We start from the raw sequence: 20,910 nt of genomic DNA on the forward strand, positions 1-20,910 counted from the left end.
TTGATGATTTGTTCTTCGGTGTAACGTTTCTTCATGTTGAGATCTCCATTGGCTCTAGTGTATTGGAAATCTCATCAATGTTATGGTCTTAAATTCGGGGGAAAGGTCAGCCCCGGCATGCCTTCAGTCAAATACCTTGAGCGCCAATTGCTGTATAAGCTAGAGTTCCAAGAGGACTTACTTGAGCCTTCCTTGGATGGATGCTCTATATTGTTATCACGTTACTATGCTGTAACCAGTGGTTTCATGATAAAAAATGTAATAATAAATGGTGTAATCATGCATACCCAGAACATTCTATTGGCAAGTTTTTCACCTTTATGTGCTGTCATTACAACTCTTAGTCCTAAAAGTAAATGTACTAACAATGCAAATACACCCAGACCATAGTGAACAACCAGTCGAACATTCCATGGATCTTTTAACAATCCTGGGGCATAAACCAGCCAATCCCAATTCGTATCTACAGACGCAAAGCTTCTGCCTAAGCCAATAACGGCTGTAATGTGTGAAGTAAAGAACACCATCACTAACAGGCCGGTAGCCAGCTGTATGGTTCTATAGCCGTCACTGGCCTTATCAGCATGTTTGGATAATAGAATAAGGCCTGACACGATTTGGAATAAGAAGGTACCTATCAGAAGTACTTCAACCAGCGGCTCTCGATAGTACAGTCTAAGGGTTTCCATCACTTGAATATGAGTTGTTCCGCCCCAGTTTGCAGCAAGATGATTGGTAAGGTGAGCGGCAATAAAAACAACGAGTATCAGAGAGCTTATGCCATGTGCAACTCTTAAGCTTGCTGGAACTGTCTTAACTGCGGATAAGTCTCTGGTGTCAGATTTTAGGAATATAAATGCCGCAATGGCCCAAAAAGTGTAATAGACAAATAATTCCGCCATCATCCCCATTCCAAGCATGTATAGGATGACCCCGATAAGGGTGAACAGGGATGGGACAATGACACCAAGAAGGACAAAGTGGCGATGTGATCTTTCGGTATCGTCAGCCGCGGGTGTTTGTCTCAGGCGGATGGAAAGATACATTGCATAAATAGGAGTACCAAACGCCATGGCTAGCGCTAGTAATGATACGCTTTTATTGAGTTCTCCGACGTTACCTAGATAAAATCCTTTAAGAAACCAAGGGTAAAGGAAAATGAGTAATATGAGTGTGTATATAGGAAGTGGAAGTGAACGCATATATTCTCCAGTGAATTGGTGTAGATGTTGTTCTCTTTAAGTTTATCTAAACTGGGATGTATAGCACTCAAAAACTCTAATGCTATGAGATTGTACTGCTTTAAATTTCTTGAGAGAAGTGAATTCCTTTTGGGAGAAAATCATTTCTAAAATAAAATCGTTGAGCAAGCGCATTCCCCATTCCAGTATCTAATACTAGATGAGCACATGACATGGATTGAGCTTCTTCACGCAAAAAACTGATAATCTTTTCTCCCAGACCTAAGTTACGAGCATCACTCGACACGATTAGATCGTCGACATATAAAAACCTACCATAAAGGAGGTTTTCCAAATAGCGATATCCAGCTAGGCCAACAATATCTTCATTTTTATATGCTGCGAGCAAATGGTAACTTGACTCACGTTGATGTAATATCTGCAAACCAAATGTCTCAGCATCAATCAAATGGGAACGAAGCTGTTTCATTATGATGAAACAACTCTTTATTTCTTCTAAACTTTCCATGTGCTTAAATGATAAGCTATCCATATCTACTCCTTATAATTATGAAAAATAAGCCGTACCCATACTTTTATATAGGATTGATAGAATTTAACATAAAGAAGAAGTTTGAGTGACGATGATTGTAATCAAATTCAACTTCTTGACATTCTCATAGTTATCTTTAGATCAGGAAATCTCCTATAACAAAATGCTACTATAATGCTTTTTTAGATGTGAACGAATTTCTTCAGTTATATAATCCATCTTTTTAGCTAGTGCATCTGCTTTCCTGGCAGAACCTTCGAGTATGAAAACGTAGACATCATTTAAACCAATTACAGAAAAAATTTCTCTTAGATAAGGAGTAAAGAAGTCAGGTTGATATGCTTGATCTCCTTTAAAGTAACCTCCAGCAGAAGCAATAATGTAAACTGGCTTACTCTTTAAGGTTCCTATCTTACGTTCTTTTGATACTTCAAATGTCCGTCCAACTCTTACAACATGATCTATCCAACATTTTAATCCAGACGGTAACGAAAAGTTATGTATAGGAGAAGTCACTATTACTATATCAGCCAATGTCAAGGAGGATATAAGGCTATTAGAAAGAGCTAAGCTTCCTTTTGATTCATCAGTCACGAGTCCTTGTGAGCAGAGAGCCATTGCATAATCAATATCAATTGGTGGTAGAGAGGTTACATCCAATTCATCAATAATCGATGAAGCACAAAAAACTTCATTTATCAGCTGTTCAGCGATTAGATAAGAGCTAGCAAGCCGCTGCCTAGGGCTAGCATTAATTAATAAAATTCTCATTGCGTTTACGTCTAACACTATTAGTGTAGACATAATAGCTAGCTATGTGCTCTAATCAAAGGACCATATTTCACTATAAAATATAGTCCAAGATATGAAAAGCGGAACTAAGCAGTTTGCATATGAACAAGTTTATCAGCGCATAAAAGAAGCGATCTTAACAGGGACATTAAGTTCGGGAGATAGAATTCCATCAAGTCGAGCTTTAGCTGTTGATATGGGTGTTTCGAGGGGGACGGTTGAGGAAGGGTACTCACGGCTAAAATCCGAAGGATACATTGAATCCAATGGAAAATCTGGTACAAAAGTCAGTGCAAATTTGCATACTATAGATGTAGAAGTCCATCAATACTCCCCCCTTCAATCTCTATCTCAAAGTAAGTTTGATTGCGAAATCCCGTTCAAGCTAGGTATTCCCGCCATGGATTGCTTCCCTCGCAAAGTATGGTCTAAAACTATAGCAAAATGTGCAAGAGAGACCAAGGTTATTGATCTTTATCAAAAAAATCCTCAGGGAATATTGGATCTAAGAATAGCTATTGCTAGATATTTGCAGATGTCAAAAGGTATCCAGTGTAAACCTCATCAAATATTTATAACTACAGGTTATATAAATTCTATAAATTGGATAGTGCAAGCTCTATTAAGGAATAACTCGAAGGTTGTCATTGAGGACCCAGGGTATCCGTTAACAAGAAAATTGTTGAGAAGTAACGGGTTGGTTCCCGAACCAACAGAGCTTGATATGGAAGGGTTAATCATCCCTCCCGATGGGAGTTTTTCTGCTGTAATTGTAACACCTGCACATCAGAGTCCAACATGCATTGCCTTGTCATTGCGGCGTCGAAAGGACTTGTTAAAGTGGGCCACAAGAAATGAAGCATGGATTATTGAGGATGATTATGATGGAGACTTTTGTAATGGACAACATAATAATCCTGCACTGAAAAGCCTTGATGTCAATAATAGGGTTATTTATATGGGGACGTTTAGCAAGGTCCTTTGTCCCAGTTTGAGGCTGGCATATTTTGTTGTGCCTGAATATAAAGTGGAAACTTTTCTCAATATTGCTGATTTGCATTCAAATAATGTATCTGAATTTACACAGAGAGCAGTAACATTGTTTATGATTGAAGGACATTTTTACCGTCATATTCAGCGTATGAAGGAGGTGTATAGAGTGCGCAGGATGTTTACTTTAAAAGTTTTAAAGTCCATTTTGAACGAAGTGAGTGTTATTCACCCGGATGGTGGTATGAACATTACATTATTGTTAAGTTTAAATAAGTGTACAGATGTAGAACTATCAAAGTATCTCTTAAAAAAAGGTCTTCATGTTGAACCGTTATCTTCATGGTCAACAAGTGAAAAGAAACAAGGGATTATAATTAGCTATGCCAATATTGAGAATGAAGATGAATGTAATAAGCTTGTTGTGAAAATAAAGGATGTCCTTCAGGCTTTATGACTTTGTATTGTTAAGGGTGTCATTTGCGACTTGCATTGACACATCTTGTTGAAAAGTAAAATTATCCTTTTTGATAAAGCTGTCTAATATTTAATAAAAGTAAGATGGATAACTTACATTCTGCATACTAATAGTCCCATCATCAAATACAAAACTGTGCAGTTATGTGATGCATCTTCGAATAAATGACTTCATATGCGCCAGATTAAGTCGCAATAGCTTAATCCCATAATGAGCGTCAATATGATGAATAAAGTTGTTGGTATTTATTTTTCCAAAAAAACGTATTCCAGCTCTACGCATTACTTGCAGATAACTGCGTCGATTGGAATTGTAAAATCTTTCGACGTAAGTTGCTGGGCAAAGTAAGACAGTTTGGCTGATACCTATAGTTGCATTACTCATCGGCTGTTTGATGCTATATGACTACTTCAATCAGCTCGGCAGTGAGATCAAGCTACACCTCAAGACCGCCGAAGGCATAGAGGTAGGCAAAACCTTTATCAAGTCGCGTAATGTCAATGTTGGTGTGATTGAGAGCATTAAATTGAGTGATGATTACAGCGCGATTATTGCGACGGCAAGAGTGTCGCCGGACGCCGAGAGAATGCTCACCACAGACGCCCGCTTCTGGGTGGTAAAGCCCAGGATCGGCAAAGAGGGGATAACAGGGCTCGATACCTTGTTGTCCGGTGCCTACATAGAGCTGGAGCCGGGAAGATCTGCCGTCGGCCATTATGAATTCAATGTGCTGGAGCATCCTCCGGTGGCCTCGGCCGATGAACAGGGCATCAGGGTAGTGCTCAATAGCCGCCAGGCGGGCAAGCTCGGTGTCGGCGACCCTGTACTCTACGAAGGCTTCACTGTCGGCAGAGTGGAAAGCACCGGCTTTGATACCGATAAACGCCAGGCGTTTTACCAGTTGTTTATCAATAAACCCTATGATGAGTTGGTACGCAGCAACAGCCAATTTTGGCTGGCTTCGGGGCTGAATATGCAGCTGTCTGCCAAGGGGCTGGATCTGCAGGTGGGTTCCCTGGAGTCATTGCTCAGAGGAGGCGTCAGCTTTGGCTTGCCTGAGGGGCGTTTGGCCGGGGAAAAGGTTGAGGATGGTGAGGACCATTTCCGTCTCTATGACTCGCGGGAGCTGGCCAGTCAGAGTCTTTATAGCCAGTATTTGGAATATGTCATGTTGTTTGATGAGTCGGTGCGGGGGCTGCATGAAGGCGCCAGCGTCGAATTCCGCGGTATTACCATAGGTAAAGTGGTCAAGGCACCGCTGACGTTGCAGCAGTATGGTGTTCATGGCGCAGGACTCAGCAATGGCACCATTCCTGTATTGGTCAGAATTGAGCTGGCACGGGTATTTGAAAACGCCGAGTCGACGGGGCTTGAGCAGCTGCGCTCAGAAATAGACAGAGACTTGGGGGCCGGCCTGAGAGCGAGTCTCAAGACAGGGAGTCTGTTAACCGGCGCGCTATTCATCGACTTGGATCTGTATCCGGATGCCGAGCCATACCAGGCCGGAACTTTTATGGAGTATCCACTGTTTCCCACCAAGCGTGCCGGAGTGGCCGAAATACAAAAACAGGTGGGGCAACTGATCAGCAAATTAAATAACTTACCACTGGAGAGCACTTTCCAGGGGGTCAACCATACCCTGGAAAACACCAGTGCCGCCTTGGCGCAATGGGACAAGGTGGGGCAAAGGTTGGAGCAGTTGCTTAAACAACAGGAGATGCAGGCCTTACCGGGTGAGCTGCAAAACACGCTGCGGGAATTTCAAGGGATGGCGCAGGACTATGGCCAGGACTCGGCCATGTACGCCGAATTGCAATCCAGCCTGAAACAGCTCAAGGCTGTGATGCGGGAGTTGCAGCCCTTGTCACGGCAACTGAATGAAAAACCCAACCTCTTGATCATGGGGGCTGATACTGCCGCCGATCCGACACCGAAAAAGGCCGATTGATATGCGAATTATCCTGTTTTCTCTACTGCTGGTATTGGCCGGCTGCTCCAGCCAACCCCAGGTAGCCACTTACTTCTTGGGTAAAGCGCCGCAGGCAACTCCTGAAGCGAGAGCAACATCCCCTCAGCGCCAGTGTCAATGGCGCCTCGCCGGGGTGGAAATGGCGGATTTTCTGGCGGGCAATGGTTTGGTTTATCAGGTTTCAAACCATGAATTGGCTATCGCCCGTCAGCATCTGTGGGCCGGTGATATCACTGAGCAGATAAAGGTCAAGATGGCATCTTTGTTGGCCAATGAATGCCCACGTGAGGCCTGGGTCAATATACCAGCGCAGCAGCCGTTAACCCTGACTTTAGGTTTCAACGAGTTTCACGGACGATACAGCGGCGATGCCTTGATTGGGGGCCATTGGCGCATCAGTAAGTCTTCCGGCGAACAAGTGTTGCAGGCCGACTTTCATTATGACGTGCCCCTTGCTTCAGACGGATACCCGGCGCTGGTTGAGAGTCTCTCCCTGGGGCTTGAAAAGCTGGCGCGGGATATTGATGCCGGGATTGCGAGTCTGAATCTCACTAGCGAACAGAATTTGGCTTCTTATCGCTAAGGTTTCGCCTAATTTAGCCACTGCTGCGGCTGCATCATGCGGTCACAGCAGTGTGCTTCTTTTAGAGAGTCTACTGCAATGGGAATGGCGTCAGAACTTGGCTCTGAATCCCACTGCGGCGCTTCTTCCCGGTAATGGTGCCAGGTAACGCAGGAAACTATTGTGTGGGCGGGCATCTTCATCAGTGAGGTTATCCAAGCGGATAAACCACTCGCTGTCGAGGCCAAACAGGTTTTGCTCTATTCCCAGGTAAGCCCCCAATAGGCCATAGCTGCGGGAAGGATTTTCCAGATAAGCCACCTTGTCCTGCTTGTCGTAGTGGATATAGTTGATGCTGGCGCGCAGATCGCCATATTGCCAGCGCAGTTCCGCCCCTTGGCGGGAGGCGGGCATTCTCGGCATGCTGCTGCCCTCCATGGTACGGCGCCAGTATTCCTTCTCTTCTCCGGGGCGGGGTTCTCGCGGATTTTGGAAATCAAAAGGGTTATAACTGCCATCGTAGCGGTATACAGGTTGGTTTTTGACCCTGTCTATGAAGGCGCTCAGTTCTATGTCGCCAAAGCGTTGCCAGGGCAAACGATAGCTGACTTCAGCCTCCATACCTTCGTTATCCGTATCGGCCTGGCGCCATTCTCTGACGTAAACACCACCGCGACTGACACCTGTGTTCCCCAGATAGATGAAGTCCTGATATTTGTTTTGATACCAACTGGCACTGGCGCTGAAGCCGCCATAGCTGAAGCCGGTACTGAGACTCAAAGAGTCGCTCTGCTCGGCCTTGAGGTCGCTGTTGCCTTGCTCTTCTATGAGTAAGGCAAAATGGGGATTACTGGCGTAAAGCTCATTCACCGCGGGAGCCCGCTCTGCATGGACAAAGGTGGTGCGTAACCACCAGAGGGAGGAAATATCCCAACGCAGGGTGGCGGAATAGTTTTTCAGATGAAAATCACGGGCCTTGATATTGGCTCCCGCGCCTCTCCCCGGCTGGTAATCTCCCAATTCGGGTTGATAGTCGACTTTTTCCAAGCGGCCACCGAGCTGCACACTGACAGGCCCCAGCAGAATGTCCTGCAGCAAAAAAGCGGCCTGGCGCTTGGTGTCTATTTCCGGCAGGTAATTGTCCACACCCGAGCCTTGGTGCTGGCTTTGTTCCCATTGCAGCCCCAGCGCTCCGGGAAGACGTGGATGGAGTTGGTAGCTCAGCTTGGGGTTGAGTTGCCAGTTATTGAGTTCAAAGCCGTTGACGTCCAGAGCTGACATCTGCTCGTCATCCTCCTGTTTGGAGTAGACCGTGGCGAGATTGAAGTCCTGCAACCATGTCTGGTCGCTGAATCTGTATTGGTAGAGGCCGTCGAATCTTAGTTGTTTGCTGTGAATGCGAATATCGCCGGTTTGCTCCAGCGTGTCTGTGGCCCTTGAGCCAAGATGCATGAATCCGGGAATGCCGCGATTACTCTCTGTATATCCCACAGAGGCACCCAGCAGGCTGTTGTCACCCAGCAAGCTGGCCCCCAGACTGCCGCTGGTCATATAGAGGCTGCTGTTGTCGACGCGACCAAAGCTGTCTATGGAGCGGTCGCGTATCTGTTGCCGCTCAACAGGGGTTGCATCAACCCAACGACTGCCGTTCCACTCCCAATCGGGCTGACTGCGTACGATCTGGCACTGATCCGCCAAGCGTGAGTCGCCCACAATCTGGCTCCAATCCTTGCAATCGCGGTCTTTACTGAAGCCGGGGATATGATAATCACTGCGTTCCCTGTGCAGTAAGTTCAAGTTAAATACCAGGCGTTCATTGCCGCCCTGAAGTCGGCTCATCAGGCTCTGATCGGCATTGTAGCCGGTTTGCAGCTCCAGCTTTCCTTCGAGGGGGCTAGTAGCTTGCTCTAATGGAATACGACCATCCTGCAGCTCTACCAGGCCGGCTATCGCCTCTCCACCGTAGAGAATGGTGGCCGCTGGCCCCTTGATGACACTAATGCTGTCGGCAAGAAAGGGTTCCACCGGGATCAGTTGATCATCGCTTATTGAGGACATGTCTCTTACCCCCAGGCCATTGAGGCCTATCAGAACCCGCTGGCCGCCAAGACCGCGGATTTGAGGGCGACCGGCTGAAGTGCCAAAAAAGCTGCTGTTGAGTCCGGGTTGTAATTTCAGAGTATCTCCCAGCGTGGCGGCTTTCTGTTCCTCAAGCTTAGGCCCCTCCATAACCAGTTTATCGGCATCAAGGCGGTAGCTGAGTGAAGTTTCAGGACGTTGACCACTGACTTGCAGGTGTTCTATCTGCTCAGCTGCGACCGGCAGGACGCCGCCAAGCAAGAGCAAAGGAATTGAGTATTTCATTGGTTTATTTTGTAATGTTATAACGTTTCATTATTTTGTTGTTGTCATGACTTTGGAGCAAGTTCATTTACTTTTGTTTGGTTTTTGTTTTGATTGTTTTATTTTTGATCTTTTATGCGGCTGTGCAGGGGATAGGCGTGCGCTAGCCAACATAGACATTGAAGTCACAGTCGAGGGAAGGGCCGTGGCAATAGACAAGCCCAAAACAATCGCTTGATGCAGTGAAGCTGGATAGGCTTTCTCTCCCGGCTTGGACGACCGCTAGCCATTGCAGGTACAATGCTATGAGCCGGGAGCCAGAGCTTAAAGCACAGGGATTCGAAACATAGGGACTCGAAGCATAGAGACTCGAAGCATAGAGTCCGAGCCGATGCAGACCACTTACATTGGCAACAGACATGGCCAAAACGCTCAGCCCAGATCATTCAATTAAACTCAAACGCCACTATGAATCAAAATGAACAGCTCCAAGCACAACTCCAGCAGTCGCAAGCCCGTTGCCAGGCCAATGGCGGCCGGTTGACGGCAAAGCGCAGCCAGGTGTTGAGTGTACTGCTGATGAGCGATACGCCGCTGTCTGCCTATGAGATAGCCGATAGGGTCAAGAGTGAGTTTCACCAGCAACTTCCCATAGTGTCTGTCTATCGCATGCTGGAGTTTCTCGCTGAGCAGCAACTGGTACATAAGCTACTGACGCTTAATAAGTTTGTTAGCTGCGGTGCCCTCGACTGCCAATGTCATAGTCAGGCACAGTTTCTCATCTGCCAAGAGTGTCATCAGGTGGAGGAAGTGCTGCTGGAGCCCGGGATCAGTAAAGCGCTGCAACAGAGTGCCGATGCCAATCAGTTCAGCCTGGCATCGCCTCAGCTTGAGCTGCTGGGGTGCTGCAAACAATGCAGCCATAAGAGCTGAGTTGCCTGACCTGAAGTGAAAAAGCGGCAAAAATGAAAACACAGTTTGCGAAAAGAAAAGCCTGCAATTGATGCAGGCTTTTTATCATTCTTAAACCACCGCCTTTGGCGGTGTTGATGGTTTCGGTTTAAGGTTTCATCGCCCAGGCGCGGAACGACTTGCCTTTGAGCTTGCGCTCACTCAGTAATTTGACCGCGGTATTGGCACACTCGCTGCGCACCGCCACATAAGACCAGATATCCTGAATTTGTATCTTGCCCACATCGGCGCCGGTCAGGCGGTTGTCGGCTGTGATGGCGCCGAGAATATCCCCCGGGCGCAGCTTATGCTTCTTGCCGCCTTCAATGCGGATGCAGCGCATTGCTGCTCTTATCGGCGCAGAGGAGAAACTGCCGGGCTGTGGCAGTTCGCTCATGGTTTGCGGGCCGAAGATATCCTCCAGCAGCGCCATTCGCATGCCATCTTTTGGGCCTACCAGGCTGACAGCCTGGCCCGAGGCACCGGCGCGGCCGGTACGACCGACCCTGTGCACATGCACTTCGGGATCGAACGCCAGTTGATAGTTGATCACCAGATCCAGGGCTTCGATATCCAGCCCCCGGGCGGCAACATCTGTGGCTACCAACACCACCACGCTCTTGAGGGCAAACTGCACCAGCGCCTGATCGCGCTCGCGCTGATCCAGATCGCCATGGAGTGCACGCACGCTGAAGCCCTGTTGCTCCAGGCAGTCGGCCAGCTCCTGGGTTTCTTTTTTGGTATTGCAAAATACCACGGCACTCTCCGGCCTGTGGGCCAGTAGCAATGCTTCCACCGCTTGCAGCCTGGAGGCGGTGTCCGTCACTTCGATAAACTGCTGCGCTATGCTGAGTTGATCATGTTGCTGCTCCAACTTGATGCTGAGCGGCTTATCCATCATGGCGCGGGCCAATTCGGCAATCGGCTCCGGGAAGGTGGCGCTGAACAGCAAACTCTGGCGCTTGTCCGGCATATAGGCGCTTATCTGCTCCAGCGCATCGGCAAAGCCCATCTCCAGCATGCGGTCGGCTTCATCCAACACAAGTTGCTGCAATTCGCCCAGATCCAGACGCCCCTTCTGCAGATGGTCCAGTACCCGCCCCGGGGTGCCAACTATAATGTGCGCGCCATGTTCCAGCGAGCCTATCTGCGGCCCCACAGGCACACCGCCGCACAGGGTCAGGATCTTGATGTTGTGAATGCCGCGGGCAAAACGGCGCAGCTCCTTGGCCACCTGATCGGCCAGCTCCCGGGTAGGGCAGAGCACCAGGGACTGCACCCGAAAACGTTTCACATTGAGTCGATTCAATAGCCCAAGACCGAAGGCCGCCGTTTTGCCCGAGCCGGTTTTCGCCTGAGCCAACACGTCGCGGCCTTCAATAATGGCCGGCAGGCTGGCGGCTTGAACCTGGGTCATGGCGGTGAAACCAAGATCGTTCAGGGTGGCCAGCAGGGCGGGTTTCAACGGCAGGCTGGAAAAGGGTAAATCACTCAAGCTGTGTCCTATGGGCTCGCAAATGGAGCAAAAATGGTAAAGGGGTATTGTAACAGGCGGGGATGGTTTTTAGGCAGACTAATCTAGCAGCATTGAAAAAGCCCACTCGGGTGGGCTTTCAATCTCAGGCTTGATTGAGCTTAGCGCTCATTTCTTTGCCGGGAGCCGCGCGCTTGTGAGTCGCGTTGCTGTGATGCCCGGCCCTGGTTATTGCGCTGCTGGCCTGAGCCGCTATTGCCCTTGCCGGCGCCTTGCGGCTTACTCTCCTGGGAGCGACCGCCCTGAGGTTTGGCGTTCGTGGGCTTACGTCTGGCACTTGAACCCTCGGTCTTGGCGCCCTGGGCCGGACGACGATGGCGGTTTTCAGCATTGGCCGGTTTGTTGCCATTACCTTTATCCAGGTTGCCGCTACGCTGGCCATCCTGATGTCCCTCTTTGGGCTTTTTCGGCTTCTTGGGCTTTTTCGGGCCTATCTTATTCGGGTTGAGTCGCGATTCCGGCAAGGCTTCCTGAGGTTCGAAGCCATTGACGATTTCACGCTCGATAGTCTTGCCGATCAGCTGCTCTATGTCTTTGAGCTGCTTGAATTCTTCCGCACTTACCAGAGACACTGCCTGACCACTGGCACCGGCGCGGCCGGTACGGCCGATGCGGTGCACATAGTCTTCGGCCACATTGGGCAGATCGAAGTTAACCACTTGTGGCAATTGATCTATATCCAGGCCGCGGGCGGCAATATCTGTGGCAACCAACACCTTAACCTTGCCACTCTTGAAATCGGCCAGAGCCTTGGTTCTGGCACCCTGGCTCTTGTTGCCGTGGATGGCGGCCGCGCCAATTCCTTTGCCATCCAGGTGCTTGGCCAGACGGTTGGCACCGTGTTTGGTGCGGGTAAACACCAGTACCTGTTGCCACTTGTACTCTTTGATAAGCGAGGTCAGCAGCGCCGATTTCTTTGACTTGTCTACCGGGTGCAACTTCTGGCTCACCCGCTCGGCGGTGCTATTGGCCGGAGCCACTGAGATCTCGGCGGGATCGTGCACCAAGCCCTTTGCCAGGCGGCGAATGTCGTCAGAGAAGGTGGCACTGAACATCAGGTTTTGTCGCTTGGCCGGCAGCAAAGCCAGAATTTTTTTGATGTCGTGAATAAAGCCCATATCCAGCATGCGGTCGGCTTCGTCCAGCACCAGCACTTCCAGCTGGCCGAACTTGACGGCATTTTGTTGGTACAGATCCAACAGGCGTCCAGGTGTGGCCACCAGGATATCGACCCCTTTTCTCAAGGTCTGCATCTGTGGGTTAATGGAAACACCGCCAAAGACCACTGAGCTACGCAGATCCAGATGCTTGCCATAGAGACTGACGCTTTCGGCCACCTGAGCGGCCAGCTCACGGGTGGGTGTCAGCACCAAAGCGCGGATATGGTTGCCCCGCGGACGAATGCCACCATTGAGACGCTCCAGCAAAGGCAAGGTGAAGCCGGCGGTTTTGCCTGTCCCTGTCTGGGCGGCAGCCATCACATCCCGGCCCTGCAATACTGCGGGAATGGCCTGGGCTTGAATGGGGGATGGAGTGGAGTAACCTTGTTCGGCGACAGCGTTCAAAATCGGGGCCGACAGGCCCAGGGAGGCAAAACTCATGCAATCTTCTCAATTGACAGCGCGGAGCTGAGATATGGGAGCCGCAGTGCACAGCGTTGCGGCGAAGGCGGCAAGCTTACAGCATTTGCGGCTAAAGTGCTAATTGCAGCCAACTTGAACCCTTTTATTTTACGCTTGTCTTAACTTTTACTGTTGCAAAGCAGCCGCTTAACCTATCTTGGAAAAGCAAGAGCCAAATTCAGGCCTCGACTCGGTGAGGTGTATGGGGGCAATAGAGCATATACAGGCACAGGCCCTGCATCGCAGGGAGTATGCGCTGAGCGTGATCAAGAATGTGCAGTTGATGTCCGCCATCGACACGGCACGGCTTGCGCTCGGGTTGAATATGCTGGCTCAACATGGCCGTATCGCCTTTCATTTCCACCCGGACAGAATCGACTCCCGCGGTTGGCCCGTGTTGGCCGGTATGCTGGCCGACGGTATTTACAAGACCCAGTTTGAAACCCGGGTATCCAACGGCAAACTCTCGCCTCAGGTTGGTGGTCCGCGAGATCATTGGGAAAACCAGCTGTTTGGCGACTGTTATCGTGGCGCCAGAGGGCGCCCAAAATACGGCGCCCTGGATCTGGGCATGCACCAAAACGGCCCCTCGGCCCGTTTCGGCAGTTGTTATCTGTTGTCATCACCTGCGTTGCTGCACCGCTGCACGTTCAGCTATCTGGACTCCTGCCGAGAGCCCAGGGAAAAAGGAACTGCGGCCTGCTTTGAAGATATTTTTGCCGCGCTGTTCAACGAGTGCTTTGAACGTAGTTCGGCATTGGGTGTAAGTCAGTTGCGCCCGGCGGCCTTGGTCGATTATCTAGTTAATGCCTTGCCTTTGGGGGTGGCAGCCAGGTTTGAGCGCCCCATGAGCGGTGACCTGGATCATTACATTGAGGCTCAATGCCATGGTGAGCTGGTGATAGGTGAAGACCTGACTCACTTGGTGGCCGACCCGGCATTCAAAGGCACAGAGATGGAGATTCTGATTCAGCGCTTGTGTGACAAGTACCGACTGCAGCTGTGTTGGCATCAGGGCTATCAAATGCCGGTTGATGAGGTGCCGCCAGATTTTCGCGGTGCCGCCATGCCCAAGCTCGCCTCCTTGGTGGCACCGGATGGCCTGCTCGATGCCCGTCTGATAGGGGAGGCGGCGCTGGCACTGCATAAAGATCCGCAGCAGTGGCGCATGCATGGCAATGAAACCGAGCTCAAGCAGCAGCTCAAGTTGCTGTGGCATGTGCTGGTGCGTTTTGGTCACAGCCGTTGAGGGCACTCCATCTCTGGTCGGTAGTCTCGATTGAGCTGGTATTACCCCGTGAGTATGCACCGTGTGCTCACTGCGGTAGCTGTGCCATCGAAGTGAACCTCTAGCATTAGTAGATCTAGCGTTAAGTAGATTGTGGGGATGGCGTTAACCTGGGCTTAATCCGTTCGGCGTAAGATACGATTATTTGATCTGGCGCAAATTTTGTGAGTCCGGTAACAGTTCCTTGGCGGCGGGTTTCTTCCCTTGGCAATGCCTGCGATACTGCTTTCCTACCGAACGATTCGCCTTAGGTCAAGCTATTGCCTTGCGGCTTTGGCAGCAATAGAGTCATTAGCTGATTTTGCAGTAGGATCCCATGGACAAATCCTTAGAGAAACAACTCGGTCGCTGGCTCAAAGCGCAGCAATCTGCCTGTGGCCCCTTCCTTAAACTCTCTGTGTTGTTGGGCGTACTCAACGGCTTGGCGCTGGTGGGCCAGGCCTGGGTGCTGGCCACTGTGTTGCAGGGGCTGATCATCAACGAGCTAGAGAGGCAGGCATTTATTCCGCATATGTTGGCCTTTGCCACTCTGGTGTTGCTGCGAGCGGTTATCGCTTGGCTCAGGGAGCGAGTCAGCTTCGAGGCCGGCAGGCGCCTTAGAGAGCAGATGCGCGCCGCTGTGCTAAATAAGCTTGAGCGCCTGGGGCCGGCCTTTGTCAATGGCAAGCCTGTCGGCAGTTGGGCCAGTATAGTGCTGGAACAGATAGAAGACTTGCAGGATTTCTACGGCCGTTACCTGCCGCAGATGAGCCTGGCGGCCTTTATTCCGTTGATCATCTTGGTATGTGTTTTCCCCATCAACTGGGCCGGTGGCCTGATTTTGCTCGGCACTGCTCCCCTTATTCCACTGTTTATGGTCTTGGTCGGCATGGGCGCCGCCGATGCCAACCGCAAGCATTTCAGTGCGCTGCAGCAATTGAGCGGCCACTTTATGGATCGCCTCAAGGCTTTGCCGACACTCAAGCTTTTCTACCGCGCCGAAGCGGAGCAGCGCGCCATAGGCAAGGCCTCGGAAGACTTTCGTGAGCGTACCATGGCAGTGCTCAGAATGGCGTTTCTCAGCTCCGCCGTGCTGGAATTTTTCGCCGCGGTATCCATCGCCATTTTGGCGGTGTATTTCGGCTTCAGTTATCTGGGGCACCTGGACTTTGGCCATTACGGCATGGGTATCAGCCTGTTTACCGGGATGTTTGTACTGATTTTGGCACCAGAGTTTTATCAGCCGCTGCGCGACATGGGCACTCACTACCATGCCAAGGCCCAGGCGGTGGGCGCCGCCGAATCCTTGATGGCACTGCTGGAATTGCCTGAGCCACTCAAGCGTGGCGAACAGCCCCTCTCCGGTGAGAGTATTGAACTGCAGGCCAGGGATCTCAAGGTGTTGAGCATAGACGGCGTGCCTTTACTCGGGCCGCTGAGTTTTAGTTTAGCGGCGGGCGATAAGTTGGCCTTGGTGGGCCCGAGTGGCGCCGGTAAAACCAGCCTGCTCAACGCTCTGCTGGGGTTTCTGCCCTATGAGGGCAGCTTAAAGCTCAATGGTATTGAACTGGCCGAGCTGGATCCTGCCGCCTGGCGTAGCCGTATCGCTTGGCTTGGCCAGAATCCTCAGCTGTTCCACGGCACCATCGCCGATAATCTGCGCCTCGGCCAGCCCGAGCTGACCGAGGCGCAATTGTGGGATTATCTGCAACAGGCCAAGGTGGCCGACTATGTTCGCGCCTTGCCGGATGGGCTGGCGCATCAATTGGATGAATACAGCGGAGGCCTGTCTGTGGGGCAAGCGCAGCGGCTGGCTTTGGCCCGTGCCCTTGGGCGTCAGGCGCAGCTGTTTATGCTCGATGAGCCCAGCGCCAGCCTCGATAGCCAGAGTGAACAACTGGTGCTTAGTGCGCTGTGGCAGGCGATGGCAGGCAAGAGCTGCCTGATGGTGACCCACAGATTGGATCAACTGGATCGGATGGACAGAGTCCTGGTGCTGGATCAGGGAAAACTGGTGCAGCAGGGCATCTTTGCCGAGCTCAAAGCGCAGCCGGGCTTGCTGGCGCAGATGTTGGATGAGCTGCCGCTGGCGGTCTCCCTCGATGATACGTCAAAGGCATCGCCGCCGCCGATTGCTGCGGCCGCTGAGCCGGAAGCCGGGTCAGACTCAAAACCCGCGTCTGAGTCAAAGTCAGAGTCAAATCCAGAGTCAGGGGAGGAGCGCTGAGATGAAGCTGTTACTGCCCTTTATCCGTCTGTTCCGCCGCCAGTCTTTGATGATGTTTGTCGGCCTGCTGCTGACAGTAACGACCCTAATGGCCGGTATTGGCCTGTTGTCGCTCTCCGGCTGGTTCTTATCTGCTACGGCAGTGGCCGGTCTGGCTCTGGCGACGGCGGAAACCTTCAACTACTTTACTCCGGCGGGCGGGGTGCGTTTCCTCTCCATTGCCCGCACGGCAAGCCGCTACGGTGAAAGGCTGGCTACCCATGAGGCCACTTTCAGGATCCTGACCGATCTCAGGTTATGGGCCTGGCGCTCTTTGCTGCCTTTGAGTGAACGCAATCTATCCGGGATGCGCCGCGGCGATCTGCTCAACCGTTTGGTGGCCGATATCGACACGCTGGATCACCTGTATCTGAGGTTGTTGACGCCGCTGACGGCCTTCTTGCTGATGTTGCTGGCATTGACCACCTTTATCGGTTGGTTTGATCTCAACTTGGCTCTCCTGCTTTGTACTGGCCTCTTGCTCAGTTGGTTGTTGTTGCCGAGTGTGTTCTATCTGCTTGGCAGGCAGCCCGGGCGCGAGTTGATTGAAGCGCGGCGCAGCTACCGGGTACGGCTGCTGGAGTGGTTGTCCGGCCAGGCGGAGCTGTGTTTGTTCTCCGATGCCAAAGGTGGCGCTGCTGAAAGCTTTCGGGCGGAACTCGACCGCGCCGAGCAGAGCTGGTTTGCCAGTCAGAAGGCAATGGCGGCGATCACCGGCCTGAGCCAGGCCATGTTGATCCTCTGTCACGGCTTGTTGGTGTTGCTGTTGCTTTGGTTTGCCGCCGCAGGAGTTGGGCCGGCCGTGCCTCCCGGGCCTTTGCTGGCCATGGTTTTGTTTGCCACTCTGGCCTGTATCGAGATGATGATGCCGCTGGCCGGCGCCTTTCAACATCTGTCTTCTGTGCTCTTGGCCGCCAAGCGGGTATCTGAGCTGACAGAGCAGCGCTCCGACATTGAATTCCCTACCGTCTCGGCAGCCATGCCCGAGAGCGGCGCCCTTAGCATCAAAGATGTGCATTTCGGTTACACAGATACCCAGCCAGTGCTGCAGGGCTTGTCGTTGCAGGTCTCGGCGGGCAGCAAGGTGGCGCTCCTTGGGAAAACCGGCTCGGGTAAGTCCAGCCTGCTGACCTTGATAACCCGTCAGTGGCAGCCGCAGCAGGGTGACATATTGCTGGGCGGCGTGCCTGTGGCCTCCTTGGATGAAAAGACCTTGCGGGCTTCCATGACAGTGGTCAGTCAACGGGTGCAACTGCTCAGCGCCAGTCTCAGAGATAACCTGCAGCTGGCCTTGCCGGAAAAAGTTACCGATGACACGCTAGCCGAGGTGCTGCGCCAGGTTGGGCTGGAGGGGCTGCTTGACGGCGAGGGGCTCAACGCCTGGATAGGTGAGGGCGGGCGTCAGCTATCCGGTGGCGAGCAGCGCCGGATCGGCGTGGCTCGTGCATTGCTGCGGGATGCGCCATTGCTGCTGCTTGATGAACCTACAGAGGGGCTTGATCGGCGCACCGAGCAGGAGATCCTCAAGTTGCTGCTGCAGTTTGCCAAAGATAAGACGCTGGTGATGATAAGCCATCGCTTAACCGGTATGGCGCAGATGGATGCCATTCACCTGTTGGATGAAGGCAAGATAGTGGCCAGTGGCAGCCATGAGCAGTTGCTGCAGGAGTCAACTGCCTACAGCGCCCTGTATCAGAGGTTACACTGAGCCGCAGAGGTTCAAAAAGAGACTCAAGTTAGCTTATTCAAAGGGATGCATCGGCATCCCTTTTTGCTTTAAAAGCGCTAAATTCTCGCCTGGATCACAGATCCCATACGGGTTCAAAGTCAGAATAAAGTTATTGGCATATGCTAATAACCAATAAGGATACTCCCATGCCCAGACCCAGAAAATGCCGCCGCCTGCAGCATGGCACGCCCTGCCGCTTCTACAAACCCAACGGCATTCCGGCCTCAGCCCTGGAGGCGGTCGCCTTGGCGGCCGATGAGTTTGAGGCCCTGGCGCTAGCCGACTTTCGCGGTCTGGCGCAACAAGAGGCCGCCGAGCAGATGGGGATATCCAGACAGACCTTTGGCAACTTGATTAAGCAGGCACGCCATAAGCTGGCCAAGGCCCTGATAGAGGGACAGATGCTGGAGTTGCCCCACACTGAGGAACAGAGATGATAGTGATACCCTTGAGCCGGGGCCGCTTGGCCGGGCATTTTACCAAGGCCAAAGAACTGGCCTTTTATGATAACCACCATAACCACTGTTTTACCCTGGATAACCCGGCAGTCGCAGGCGGTAACTGCGCCGCCAAAAAGGCGATGCTGCAACTTATCAAGGACAAAGGTGGCCGCATTGTGTTGGTGGATCAAATCGGCGAGCGAATGTTGGGTAAGCTGCTCGATGGCGGCATCAGCGTTTGTCGGCCAGGCAAAGAGAGCAGCGATATAGCCGCTTTGCTGGTTGCGGCCAGCGATATTCAGTTGCGGCTGACCAATGCCGCGGCTGGACGTCCATCACTCAAACATCAAGCCAAAGGAGGTTGTGGTGGCGGCTGTGGTTGCCATGGTCATAATGAAACCGGCGCAGCTTGTCATGGTGATGATCACGGCCATGAAGCGGAAGCGAAAGGCGGTTGTGGCGGCTGTGGCTGTAAGAGCCGCACCGAGGCCAAACTAAAACCCCTTGGTGACCCGTTAAACCAGCAAGGCAAGTTGAGTTACGCAGGCTTCAGGCCTTTGCGATAAAGCCGTCTACAAAAATAGAAACAAGAGTGCCGGCAGTAAGCCGGCACTCTTTTGCCCAAAACCTTGGGTTAGCAAAGTCTTGCGCTATCAATCATCCAGGCGGCACTGGCTCAGCAGTTCGCCACTGAAGCGGCATTCCAGGTCGACCCTCTTGCCGATATGAGGCTTGAGGCTGTCGTCGCTGGCCTTATAACCCCAGAGGCTGGCGCCTTGGCCGTCATCATTGACCAAGCCCTTGAGCTCTATGTCCGCTTCCTGCACCTCAGGTTCGATTTCCATCACCAGGAATTGGCCATTTTGCTCTGATCCTTCAACCTGTACCCAGGTGCCGTTGAGGCTGGCTTGGTTCAACCCATCTTCAAAGCGGGTCTGAGGCGTCAGTGTCAGCACTATGCCGTTGATGCTGAATACACCGGCCTCATACACTGCCTTGCCTTCAACCTCGAAGCCGTGGCCTGCAATTACAGGAGGCTGACTCTGTTTCTCAAATTCAATTTCGGTGGCCTTCAGCTCTTGAGTATCGTCTTGCCACAGGCCTTCCACATCGACCAAGGCACCGGGTTTGAGATCGGCAACAGTGCCATCTTCAAAGAGAGTCTTGCCATCCAGTGTCACTTGCCATTTTTGGTTCAGGGTAAAGCGGGTTTGCAACTCGTTGACCCAGGTAACCTGACCTTCGAGTTCCACCTCAGTGCCGTTGTCCAAATCCGGGGCGCGTTCGACTTCCACTTCAGAAGCCAGTAATACTTCACCCTGATATTGACCTTCAACTTCTACCCAGGAACCATTGGCCAGTGTGCCTTCTACCTGCACGGCATTGGCACCATAGTCCACCTGCATGCTACCGATATAGAACTGCTTCAGATGGGTGTCCAGCTTGCTTACCCTGCCTTCAACTTCCATCTCTTGCCTGTCATTGTCGATAGCAAAGTAGGTGGCCTTGAACTGGTTATCACTCAGGTTATAACCACTGATCTCAACTATGTCGCCGGCCTTAATTTTACTTATGTCCAGCCCTGTCACCCGGTAGCCGGCCACAACAGCCTGCTCGCCATCAATAGCGCTCACCGGGGAAACCAGCACAGGGTCATAATCCACGCTGGTGGCACTGCTGCCATCTGTGTTGATGTTGAGCTGCATACCTGGTTTCAGCTCGGCGACACTGGCCTTGGTTTCATTGATTTCAACACTGGCCCGGGCCGCCGGGATTGCTACACCATTGACCCAGAGCTTATCCGTATCGACCTTTTGCAGGGTACCTTGGATAGTCTTGGCCAAAGTGGAAACCGGCGGTTGGGGATCGGGATTGTTCGGCTCATTGGAGTCTGAACCGCCACAGGCGCTCAGTCCGGCAACGAGAGGAACCAGCCATATGCTTCTTTGCATTCTGTTCTCCTTAGGGTCATGGATTTCAAAAACGGCGGCAGAATAAACAACTGCAGATGAGGCCAAGATGAGGAGGGAATTAAACTTTGTTAATAATCGGGTGTTGCCGTTAATAAATAGCGGGTTACTGTGAAAATCCCCGTGCTGTAGTGGTTTTTTTTCTGAAGCGGTTATGGGAATAAATCTCCCATATTGGCCGCAATTGAGGCACAAACATGCGGTTGCAGCGCAATCAATGCGCTTTGATGTTTTTTGCCTTGTAGGAGCCAGGCTTTTATCCC

16 protein-coding genes are annotated in these 20,910 nt (G+C 51.7%); 9 read left to right on the top strand and 7 right to left on the bottom strand.

The genetic code is table 11. The features are described from left to right. Positions 1-224 precede the first annotated feature (224 nt). The 3 genes from ON072_RS16175 to ON072_RS16185 all read right to left on the bottom strand — a co-directional run bounded on the left by ON072_RS16175 (position 225) and on the right by ON072_RS16185 (position 2,538). Positions 225-1,202, bottom strand: coding sequence for a hypothetical protein (locus ON072_RS16175; RefSeq protein WP_101059233.1), 978 nt, complete (start codon positions 1,200-1,202; stop codon positions 225-227). Positions 1,203-1,302: 100 nt separating this feature from the next. Then, positions 1,303-1,734, bottom strand: coding sequence for a GNAT family N-acetyltransferase (locus ON072_RS16180; RefSeq protein ID WP_101059232.1), 432 nt, complete (start codon positions 1,732-1,734; stop codon positions 1,303-1,305). Positions 1,735-1,887: 153 nt separating this feature from the next. Then, the gene (locus ON072_RS16185; RefSeq protein WP_101059231.1) at positions 1,888-2,538 is read right to left on the bottom strand and encodes an FMN-dependent NADH-azoreductase; all 651 of its coding nucleotides are present in this window, start codon (positions 2,536-2,538) and stop codon (positions 1,888-1,890) included. 61 nt (positions 2,539-2,599) lie between these two features. On the opposite strand from ON072_RS16185, the gene pdxR reads away from it, so the two are divergent. The 3 genes from pdxR (at position 2,600) to ON072_RS16200 (ending at position 6,546) form a co-directional block, all read left to right on the top strand. Next, complete coding sequence (pdxR, locus tag ON072_RS16190) at positions 2,600-3,973, top strand: MocR-like pyridoxine biosynthesis transcription factor PdxR (protein WP_101059230.1); 1,374 nt, start codon at positions 2,600-2,602, stop codon at positions 3,971-3,973. Positions 3,974-4,352: 379 nt separating this feature from the next. Next, positions 4,353-5,942 (top strand): intermembrane transport protein PqiB, encoded by a 1,590-nt coding sequence (gene pqiB / locus ON072_RS16195; protein WP_261753274.1) that lies wholly within the window; start codon positions 4,353-4,355, stop codon positions 5,940-5,942. A gap of 1 nt (position 5,943) precedes the next feature. Further along, positions 5,944-6,546 (top strand): PqiC family protein, encoded by a 603-nt coding sequence (locus ON072_RS16200; protein WP_261753262.1) that lies wholly within the window; start codon positions 5,944-5,946, stop codon positions 6,544-6,546. A 90-nt stretch (positions 6,547-6,636) separates the two neighbouring features. On the opposite strand, the gene ON072_RS16205 is transcribed toward ON072_RS16200, so the two are convergent. Beyond that, entirely contained in the window at positions 6,637-8,889 is a 2,253-nt protein-coding gene (locus ON072_RS16205) for a TonB-dependent receptor (RefSeq protein WP_261753263.1), read from the bottom strand. Between the two features lie 447 nt (positions 8,890-9,336). Here ON072_RS16205 and ON072_RS16210 point away from each other — a divergent pair, with 447 nt between their 5' ends. Beyond that, entirely contained in the window at positions 9,337-9,801 is a 465-nt protein-coding gene (locus ON072_RS16210) for a Fur family transcriptional regulator (protein ID WP_045283125.1), read from the top strand. Positions 9,802-9,928: 127 nt separating this feature from the next. Here ON072_RS16210 and dbpA read toward each other — a convergent pair whose 3' ends face one another. Further along, entirely contained in the window at positions 9,929-11,314 is a 1,386-nt protein-coding gene (gene dbpA, locus ON072_RS16215) for an ATP-dependent RNA helicase DbpA (protein ID WP_107110047.1), read from the bottom strand. Between the two features lie 140 nt (positions 11,315-11,454). Then, the gene (locus ON072_RS16220) at positions 11,455-12,954 is read right to left on the bottom strand and encodes a DEAD/DEAH box helicase (protein ID WP_025888572.1); all 1,500 of its coding nucleotides are present in this window, start codon (positions 12,952-12,954) and stop codon (positions 11,455-11,457) included. 223 nt (positions 12,955-13,177) lie between these two features. Here ON072_RS16220 and ON072_RS16225 point away from each other — a divergent pair, with 223 nt between their 5' ends. The 5 genes from ON072_RS16225 (at position 13,178) to ON072_RS16245 (ending at position 19,243) form a co-directional block, all read left to right on the top strand. Continuing rightward, complete coding sequence (locus ON072_RS16225) at positions 13,178-14,224, top strand: DUF3626 domain-containing protein (RefSeq protein ID WP_071237755.1); 1,047 nt, start codon at positions 13,178-13,180, stop codon at positions 14,222-14,224. A gap of 355 nt (positions 14,225-14,579) precedes the next feature. Continuing rightward, on the top strand, positions 14,580-16,469 hold the full coding sequence (gene cydD, locus ON072_RS16230) for a heme ABC transporter permease/ATP-binding protein CydD (protein WP_261753264.1): 1,890 nt from the start codon (positions 14,580-14,582) through the stop codon (positions 16,467-16,469). A gap of 1 nt (position 16,470) precedes the next feature. Next, a complete protein-coding gene (gene cydC / locus ON072_RS16235) occupies positions 16,471-18,216 on the top strand; it encodes a heme ABC transporter ATP-binding protein/permease CydC (protein WP_261753265.1) in 1,746 nt (581 codons plus the stop codon). 167 nt (positions 18,217-18,383) lie between these two features. Further along, positions 18,384-18,674, top strand: a complete 291-nt coding sequence (locus ON072_RS16240; RefSeq protein ID WP_025888568.1) for a DUF134 domain-containing protein — start codon at positions 18,384-18,386, stop codon at positions 18,672-18,674. Beyond that, complete coding sequence (locus ON072_RS16245; RefSeq protein ID WP_071237753.1) at positions 18,671-19,243, top strand: NifB/NifX family molybdenum-iron cluster-binding protein; 573 nt, start codon at positions 18,671-18,673, stop codon at positions 19,241-19,243. The genes ON072_RS16240 and ON072_RS16245 overlap by 4 nt, the downstream gene beginning before the upstream one ends. A gap of 87 nt (positions 19,244-19,330) precedes the next feature. Here ON072_RS16245 and ON072_RS16250 read toward each other — a convergent pair whose 3' ends face one another. Next, positions 19,331-20,629 carry a DUF5666 domain-containing protein gene (locus ON072_RS16250; protein WP_144131982.1) on the bottom strand — a complete coding sequence of 433 codons (1,299 nt, stop codon included), beginning with the start codon at positions 20,627-20,629 and terminating at the stop codon, positions 19,331-19,333. Positions 20,630-20,910 lie beyond the last annotated feature (281 nt).

It is taken from the genome of Shewanella sp. K8 (assembly GCF_028823715.1).
GTDB lineage: Bacteria > Pseudomonadota > Gammaproteobacteria > Enterobacterales > Shewanellaceae > Shewanella > Shewanella algae.

Coding starts and splice junctions, on each gene's coding strand:
- ON072_RS16250 (WP_144131982.1), bottom strand. CDS start 20,629: ATGCAAAGAAGCATATGGCTGGTTCCTCTCGTTGCCGGACTGAGCGCC.
- pdxR (WP_101059230.1), top strand. CDS start 2,600: ATGAAAAGCGGAACTAAGCAGTTTGCATATGAACAAGTTTATCAGCGC.
- ON072_RS16240 (WP_025888568.1), top strand. CDS start 18,384: ATGCCCAGACCCAGAAAATGCCGCCGCCTGCAGCATGGCACGCCCTGC.
- ON072_RS16220 (WP_025888572.1), bottom strand. CDS start 12,954: ATGAGTTTTGCCTCCCTGGGCCTGTCGGCCCCGATTTTGAACGCTGTC.
- ON072_RS16180 (WP_101059232.1), bottom strand. CDS start 1,734: ATGGATAGCTTATCATTTAAGCACATGGAAAGTTTAGAAGAAATAAAG.
- cydD (WP_261753264.1), top strand. CDS start 14,580: ATGGACAAATCCTTAGAGAAACAACTCGGTCGCTGGCTCAAAGCGCAG.
- ON072_RS16225 (WP_071237755.1), top strand. CDS start 13,178: ATGGGGGCAATAGAGCATATACAGGCACAGGCCCTGCATCGCAGGGAG.
- ON072_RS16210 (WP_045283125.1), top strand. CDS start 9,337: ATGAATCAAAATGAACAGCTCCAAGCACAACTCCAGCAGTCGCAAGCC.
- ON072_RS16205 (WP_261753263.1), bottom strand. CDS start 8,889: ATGAAATACTCAATTCCTTTGCTCTTGCTTGGCGGCGTCCTGCCGGTC.
- ON072_RS16175 (WP_101059233.1), bottom strand. CDS start 1,202: ATGCGTTCACTTCCACTTCCTATATACACACTCATATTACTCATTTTC.
- ON072_RS16185 (WP_101059231.1), bottom strand. CDS start 2,538: ATGTCTACACTAATAGTGTTAGACGTAAACGCAATGAGAATTTTATTA.
- ON072_RS16245 (WP_071237753.1), top strand. CDS start 18,671: ATGATAGTGATACCCTTGAGCCGGGGCCGCTTGGCCGGGCATTTTACC.
- ON072_RS16200 (WP_261753262.1), top strand. CDS start 5,944: ATGCGAATTATCCTGTTTTCTCTACTGCTGGTATTGGCCGGCTGCTCC.
- cydC (WP_261753265.1), top strand. CDS start 16,471: ATGAAGCTGTTACTGCCCTTTATCCGTCTGTTCCGCCGCCAGTCTTTG.